At 57.4% G+C, this 6,318-nt stretch carries 7 protein-coding genes; 3 read left to right on the top strand and 4 right to left on the bottom strand.

Annotation, left to right across the window (positions count from 1 at the left end; translation table 11 throughout):
• Positions 1 to 108: 108 nt before the first annotated feature.
• Both AC221Y_RS18465 and AC221Y_RS18470 read right to left on the bottom strand, forming a co-directional pair.
• On the bottom strand, positions 109 to 321 hold the full coding sequence (locus AC221Y_RS18465; RefSeq protein WP_299752578.1) for a hypothetical protein: 213 nt from the start codon (positions 319 to 321) through the stop codon (positions 109 to 111).
• Positions 322 to 561: 240 nt separating this feature from the next.
• Positions 562 to 1,434 carry a LysR substrate-binding domain-containing protein gene (locus AC221Y_RS18470; RefSeq protein WP_299752581.1) on the bottom strand — a complete coding sequence of 291 codons (873 nt, stop codon included), beginning with the start codon at positions 1,432 to 1,434 and terminating at the stop codon, positions 562 to 564.
• Positions 1,435 to 1,484: 50 nt separating this feature from the next.
• Here AC221Y_RS18470 and AC221Y_RS18475 point away from each other — a divergent pair, with 50 nt between their 5' ends.
• The gene (locus AC221Y_RS18475; protein ID WP_486707986.1) at positions 1,485 to 1,763 is read left to right on the top strand and encodes a hypothetical protein; all 279 of its coding nucleotides are present in this window, start codon (positions 1,485 to 1,487) and stop codon (positions 1,761 to 1,763) included.
• Between the two features lie 108 nt (positions 1,764 to 1,871).
• Here AC221Y_RS18475 and ettA read toward each other — a convergent pair whose 3' ends face one another.
• A complete protein-coding gene (gene ettA, locus AC221Y_RS18480) occupies positions 1,872 to 3,527 on the bottom strand; it encodes an energy-dependent translational throttle protein EttA (protein ID WP_299752587.1) in 1,656 nt (551 codons plus the stop codon).
• 107 nt (positions 3,528 to 3,634) lie between these two features.
• Here ettA and AC221Y_RS18485 point away from each other — a divergent pair, with 107 nt between their 5' ends.
• Together AC221Y_RS18485 and mgrA are read left to right on the top strand one after the other, a co-directional pair.
• Entirely contained in the window at positions 3,635 to 4,243 is a 609-nt protein-coding gene (locus tag AC221Y_RS18485) for a M23 family metallopeptidase (protein WP_299752590.1), read from the top strand.
• A gap of 31 nt (positions 4,244 to 4,274) precedes the next feature.
• Positions 4,275 to 5,327: an L-glyceraldehyde 3-phosphate reductase gene (gene mgrA / locus AC221Y_RS18490; RefSeq protein WP_299752593.1), complete on the top strand. Its 1,053-nt coding sequence runs from the start codon at positions 4,275 to 4,277 to the stop codon at positions 5,325 to 5,327.
• A gap of 4 nt (positions 5,328 to 5,331) precedes the next feature.
• Here the strand turns inward: mgrA and AC221Y_RS18495 are convergent, their stop codons facing one another.
• Positions 5,332 to 6,048 (bottom strand): hypothetical protein, encoded by a 717-nt coding sequence (locus tag AC221Y_RS18495; RefSeq protein ID WP_486707987.1) that lies wholly within the window; start codon positions 6,046 to 6,048, stop codon positions 5,332 to 5,334.
• Positions 6,049 to 6,318 lie beyond the last annotated feature (270 nt).

Raw genomic sequence — 6,318 nt, forward strand, 5'->3', positions numbered from 1 at the left:
AGAAAAGCAAGAGAATTCGGTTGTGAAGCGTCTGTGAGCGCAGGGGTGCCACGATGAAAGGCGCGCACCGAAGTGCGCGCCTTTTGCTTTGGGGCGAGGAGGTTAGACTTACTTAGTATCGTCGACCATCAGGCGGACTGTGCCTCCTGAGATGATCTTCACCGCGACCACGTCGCAGGGAGAGAAGTTGTCGCCATTCAGTGCGATCGCCATCGAGTAGTTGCCGCGAACAGCGCGCTGGAAGTCCGACAGATCGACCGAGATCGTGTCGAGGTAGTTGTCCAATGCCGCGCCGTTGCCGCCAAGGCCCGACAGGCTCACGACTTCAACGAACGGGTTGTCCTGGATGCTGCTGACACTTGAAGCCCATGTGGAGGCTTTGGTAGTTTTGCCGACTGCGGCGCTGGCGAGTTCGTTGAGCTGGTGGCCGTGTTAAGCAAGTGGGGCGCGCGAGCGGCGTGGCGCAATGACGCAGACGGTGCGAGGGCGCACAAGGGGGTGTGCGAAAGTTATGACAATGGGTTTTAGGGACGTGCAGAAGATGGTTAGAACACACCCATCCTACCCATGCTCTTTATGAAGCCATTGCTGAACTGCACGCACGGCTTTGCGACGACCCGCAGGCGCATTCACGGCCAGATAGTATCCGCCATGTCGAATTTCGATGTCCGCAAGGCGCACCAATGCGCCTGTTTGCACCTCAGTTTCGCAGAGGTGTTTGTCCATCAACACCGCGCCTAGTCCGGCAACAGCAGATTGGATTGCCAGTAGAGCGTTCAGAGGGTGCGGCAAGTTGAGTTCCGGAGGCTCCGCCAACCCCGCCTTGCGAAACCATTCCGGCCAAATCCGAAATGTTGCTTCTTGGATTAGCGGGCCGGACGCCAATGCTTGGAGATCAACATTTCCATTTTCTGTCCTTGCGAACTCGGGGGCGGCATATGCGCCGATCATACACGGAAAAATTTGTTCGTAGCCTTCTGACGGGTCTGAGCGAAGATATCGCAGCCCAAGATCGAAGTCATGCGCTTGGATATCCATCACCTCTGTAGATATAGAAAGGCGCAGGTCGATTGCGGGGTGTTTGACCCTAAGTTCTCCAAGGCGCGGTACCAACCATTTCTGTGCCACCGTATTTTCGGTGGTCATCGTAACAACTCCTGCTGCGGGAACCGACAAGGCTTCGGTCGCAAGTAAGATTTGGTTGAAAGCTGGCGTGATTTGCGCCAGATAGGTCTTCCCCTGCTCGGTAAGCACAACGCCTGTGTTTCGAGTCCGGAAAAGATGAACGTTCAGCCGTTTTTCGAGACCGCGCACGTGGCGGGAGACGGCCGAATGCGAAACGTTTAGTTCCTCCGCGGCACGGGTGAAGCTGCCGAGCCGGCCGGCGGCCTCAAATGCACGCAATGGGTTAAGAGGCGGGAGGTTCCCTCGCATGTGTCCTTTGTGACTTTTTGGAACATCGGATGTCAAGAAATGGCGTTTGAGTGACCGGACGGATCCGTGCACCTTCTTGGGCAGGAACACTGCTGGAGAAAGTCATGAACTATACCAAAAAAGCAGAATTCGGCGCCTTTCGTAGCATCTATTTGCCGAAAGGTGCTTTGCCCAAACCTGTTGCGAGTAAGCTGGCAGATCTTTTCAGGCGTATGACCTACGCGCAGTTCGATCTGACCTTACTGAATGAACATCAGCGGCGTGATGCGGCGATTGATCAATGCGAATTGGAGCGGATCAAGGCGCTTTGCAGGCCGTTGATAAGGTGACAGGGCCTCTTGTGTTCGAGAACTTACGCAAGCCGGCTCAGAGCAAGGCCCCTGGACCTTACTTTGAGCGCGTCGAACCCAAGCGGGAAACTAAAAAACTCCTACGCTTCAACGCGTGAATTTCTTATATTTCAATCGCTTCGGCTCAACAGCGTCTGGCCCAAGTCTCCGCTTCTTGTCTTCCTCGTAGTCCTCAAAGTTACCCTCAAACCACTCAACATGTGCCTCGCCTTCGAAGGCCAGAATATGCGTACAAATCCGGTCGAGGAAGAAGCGGTCGTGGGAGATGACCACGGCGCAGCCTGCGAAATCGACCAATGCGTCTTCTAGCGCGCGCAGGGTTTCGACGTCGAGGTCGTTCGTCGGTTCGTCGAGGAGCAACACGTTCCCGCCGGTTTTTAGCAGTTTCGCCATGTGGACGCGGTTGCGTTCGCCGCCCGAAAGGCTGCCGACTTTTTTCTGCTGATCGCCGCCTTTGAAGTTGAACGCCGAGCAATAGGCGCGGGAGTTCATTTGGGCGTCGCCAAGTTGGATCACTTCGCCGCCGGACGAGATTTCCTCCCAGACGGTTGCGTTAGGATCAAGCGCGTCGCGGGATTGGTCGACATAGGAAAGATCAACCGTCTCGCCGTATTCAATGGTGCCTGCGTCGGGTTTTTCTTGTCCAGTGAGCATCCGGAACAGCGTGGTTTTACCCGCACCGTTCGGACCGATCACGCCGACGATGCCTCCCGGGGGCAGCGAGAAGTTGAGGTCTTCGACAAGAAGTTTGTCGCCCATGGCTTTCTTAAGGCCTTCGACTTCGATGACCTTCGAGCCAAGCCGCTGGCCGTTCGGGATGATGATCTGGGCACGGGCAAGTTTCTCGCGCTCGGACTGGTTGGCGAGATCATTATAGGCGTTGATCCGGGCCTTTTGCTTGGCCTGACGCGCTTTCTGACCCTGACGCATCCAGTCGAGTTCGCGTTCCAGCGTTTTCTGGCGTGATTTGTCTTCGCGGGCTTCTTGGCCCAGGCGTTTGGCTTTTTGCTCAAGCCAGGCCGAGTAGTTACCTTCGTAGGGAAGGCCGCGTCCGCGATCCAGTTCGAGGATCCAGCTGGTGATGTCATCAAGGAAGTAGCGGTCGTGGGTGACGATCAGGATGGTGCCTTTGTAGTCCATGAGGTGCTGTTGCAGCCATGCGATGGTTTCCGCATCGAGGTGGTTGGTTGGTTCGTCCAACAGAAGCATTTCGGGCGCTTCGAGGAGAAGTTTACAAAGGGCCACACGGCGGGCTTCACCGCCTGAAAGCGTTGACACGTCTGCGTCGTCGGGCGGGCAGCGAAGTGCTTCCATGGCGACGTCGATCTGGCTGTCGAGATCCCAGAGGTTGTCTGCATCGATCTCGTCCTGAAGGGCGGCCATTTCGTCGGCAGTCTCGTCGGAGTAGTTCATCGCCAGTTCATTGAAGCGGTCAAGCTTGGCTTTTTTGGCGGCGACGCCGAGCATGACGTTTTCGCGCACGTTCAGGCTTTCGACCAGATGCGGTTCCTGCGGCAGGTACCCGACGCGCGCGCCTTCTGCGGCCCATGCCTCGCCGGTGAAGTCTTTGTCCATGCCAGCCATGATGCGCATCAGCGTCGATTTACCCGCACCGTTGGCGCCGACGACGCCGATTTTTACGCCAGGCAGGAAGCTGAGACGGATGTTCTCAAAAAGCTTCTTACCACCGGGATAGGCCTTAGAGACGCCGTCCATGTGGTAGACATATTGATAAGCGGCCATGGTCGTTCCTTTGTGCGAGGGTTGGAGGGGTTCTATGCCGCCCGGTTTTGGTTTTCAACGCAGGTTCGGATATGAATGGCGGCGAATACAGCGCTTTTGGAGGCGGGATGGGACGGTACGGACTGGTTTGGGGACCAGCGCTTGCTTTGGCGGACTGCGGGGCGGACCGATTTGGCGAGGTTAAGCCGTATCACCGCGAGGCACCGGCAGCGGTTGATGTCGTGATGCCGCCCGATGCGATCTACATTTCACAGCAGTTTCTTGTGTCTCGGGCCACGCAAGACCGCCACGAGGGGATCGACCTTTGGGGGCCGCGTTCGACGCCTATCCTTGCGGCGGATTCGGGCGTTGTTGTGGCATCGTGGCAGGGGACCTTGTACGGGAACAGGGTGCGAGTTGATCACGGAGTTGATGAAAACGGCGCGCGGGTGTTTACGCGGTATTTCCATCTAGAAAGCCGGGGTGTTCAGGTCGGGCAGCAGGTGCGCCGCGGCGAGGTGATCGCGCGCATGGGCGCGACGGGGCTTTTGGCGGGGGGTGGTGTGCATTTGCATTTCGAGGTCTGGCGGGGGCTGGATGAGCGCGACCTTGCACCGATTGATCCCCATCTGGTATGGGCGGGCGGTGTCGGCCGGGTGACGTGTCTTGATCCGGGCGCGCGCCATGCGAGGGATGCATTTGTGACGACTTATCCGACGCCGTGTGGTGACAGTTGACATTCGCGCCAGGGAAGGCAGGTTGCGTTCCATGATCAGACCAGCACACACCCCCCGATATACACCCGCCGATACACGCTATGACACGATGGAATACCGTCGTCTGGGCAGGTCGGGGCTGAAGTTGCCTGCGGTCAGCCTTGGGCTTTGGCATAACTTCGGTGGTGACACGCCACATGATCTGAAGCGCGATCTGTGTCGTAAAGCGTTTGATCTTGGGATCACGCATTTCGATCTTGCGAACAATTACGGACCCCCTGCGGGGTCTGCGGAAGAGGCGTTTGGCGAAATACTGGCGGCGGATTTTGCGGGCTATCGCGATGAGCTGATTATTTCATCAAAGGCCGGATACAATATGTGGAACGGCCCTTATGGCGAGTGGGGTAGCCGCAAGTATTTGATCTCGTCTTGCGATCAGTCTTTGAAGCGGATGAGGCTTGAGTACGTTGATATCTTCTACTCTCACCGGTTTGATCCGGAAACGCCGCTGGAAGAAACCATGGGCGCACTGGATCAGATCGTGCGCTCAGGCAAAGCGCTTTATGCAGGTATCAGTTCTTACAATTCCGGGCGGAGCCGGGAAGCTGCGGCACTATTGCGCGAAATGGGCACGCCGTTTGTGATCCATCAGCCGTCTTACAATATGCTGAACCGGTGGGTGGAGCGGGACGGTTTGCTGGATACGCTGGACGATATCGGGGTCGGCTCGATTGTGTTTACGCCTCTGGCGCAAGGCATGTTGACGGGTAAGTATCTGAACGGAGTGCCGTCAGACAGTCGTGCAGCACAAGGCAAGTCACTGGATGATGGGTTGCTGACGGCCGAGGCGATTAAGCGGCTGAATGGGCTGAACGATATTGCGGCCGCGCGCGGGCAGTCTTTGGCGCAGATGGCGATTGCCTGGGTTCTTCGGGGCGGGCGCGTGACGTCTGCATTGATTGGTGCCTCTAAGACCTCTCAGATCGAGGATTGCGTGGCGGCTTTGGGCGCGGCGGAGTTCACCGACGGCGAGTTGGCCGCGATTGATGCGCTTTGCTTTGAGGGCGGTGTGAATTTGTGGGCGCTGTCGTCCGAAGGCGTCTGACGGATCAGTCGTCGAAGTATTCGTCGCCAAGGATGCGATGGACTTTGATGCGCACGAAGGGTTTGACCTTGCGCATGCGATATTCGTCGGCGTCGGCGTAGATTGGATCGCGGACGGTGTCGGAGCCGATGGCGCGTGCAAGAAAGCGTTCCTGTCCGGGGCGGCCGCCGTCGATGATGGGGCTGACGGCATCGGGCCAGACCGGATCGGGCTGATAGGTATCGCCCATGATGGCATCGGCTGACGCGCGCGGGATGAATTCCAGCGAGGGGCGTTTCTTGCTGAAAAACCCGGGCACTTTGGCGGGGTATTCGTTGCGGGCGATGCCGATCAGGTCGGTTTTTGGGAACAGCGATGCCACGCCATCGAACCATGAGACATAGCTGAGAAGCTGCCTGTCGATGTCGATAAATTCGTAGAGCGGCACCCAGATGTTGCGGCCGTCTTGTTTGCAGCGGGCGTCTTTGGGCGCGCGTTTGCGGTTCCATTCCCAAGCGTAATTTAACAGCGCGCGCGGGGCGCGGCGGCGGTGGCCCCAGAAGTCGTCATCGGCGTTTCTAGCCAAATCGGGCGTCGCAGGCTTTGCGTTGTCATGGTAGCTTGCGATCAATGCTTCCGGGTCAAAGGGAGTCCAACCTGTTTCGGTCTGGTAGTTGCATACCAACAATGGAAGGGCGCGGGCCAAGACTTGGATGATACTGCCGGCCTCATTCACAAACATCGAAGGCCGCGCGAAATTCAGCGCCAGCGTCGCAAGCCCGTCGTTTTCAGCAGCGCGGTTCTCATGCGGTGCATTCAGAAAAATCTGAAAGTGGATGCCGGTGTCTGGATGGTCGTAGTCGACATGTCGTCGTATTGAGTAAAGCTAGGCAGCGGACTCATAAAACTCGATCCAGAGGCGTACGGATGCCAGTTTGATCATTGCCAGAAAGTTTTGTGATGTTTTCTCATAACGCGTGGCGATGCGACGGAAAGAGGCTTTGAGGCGACC

The sequence above is a fragment of the Boseongicola sp. genome, from assembly GCF_057460485.1.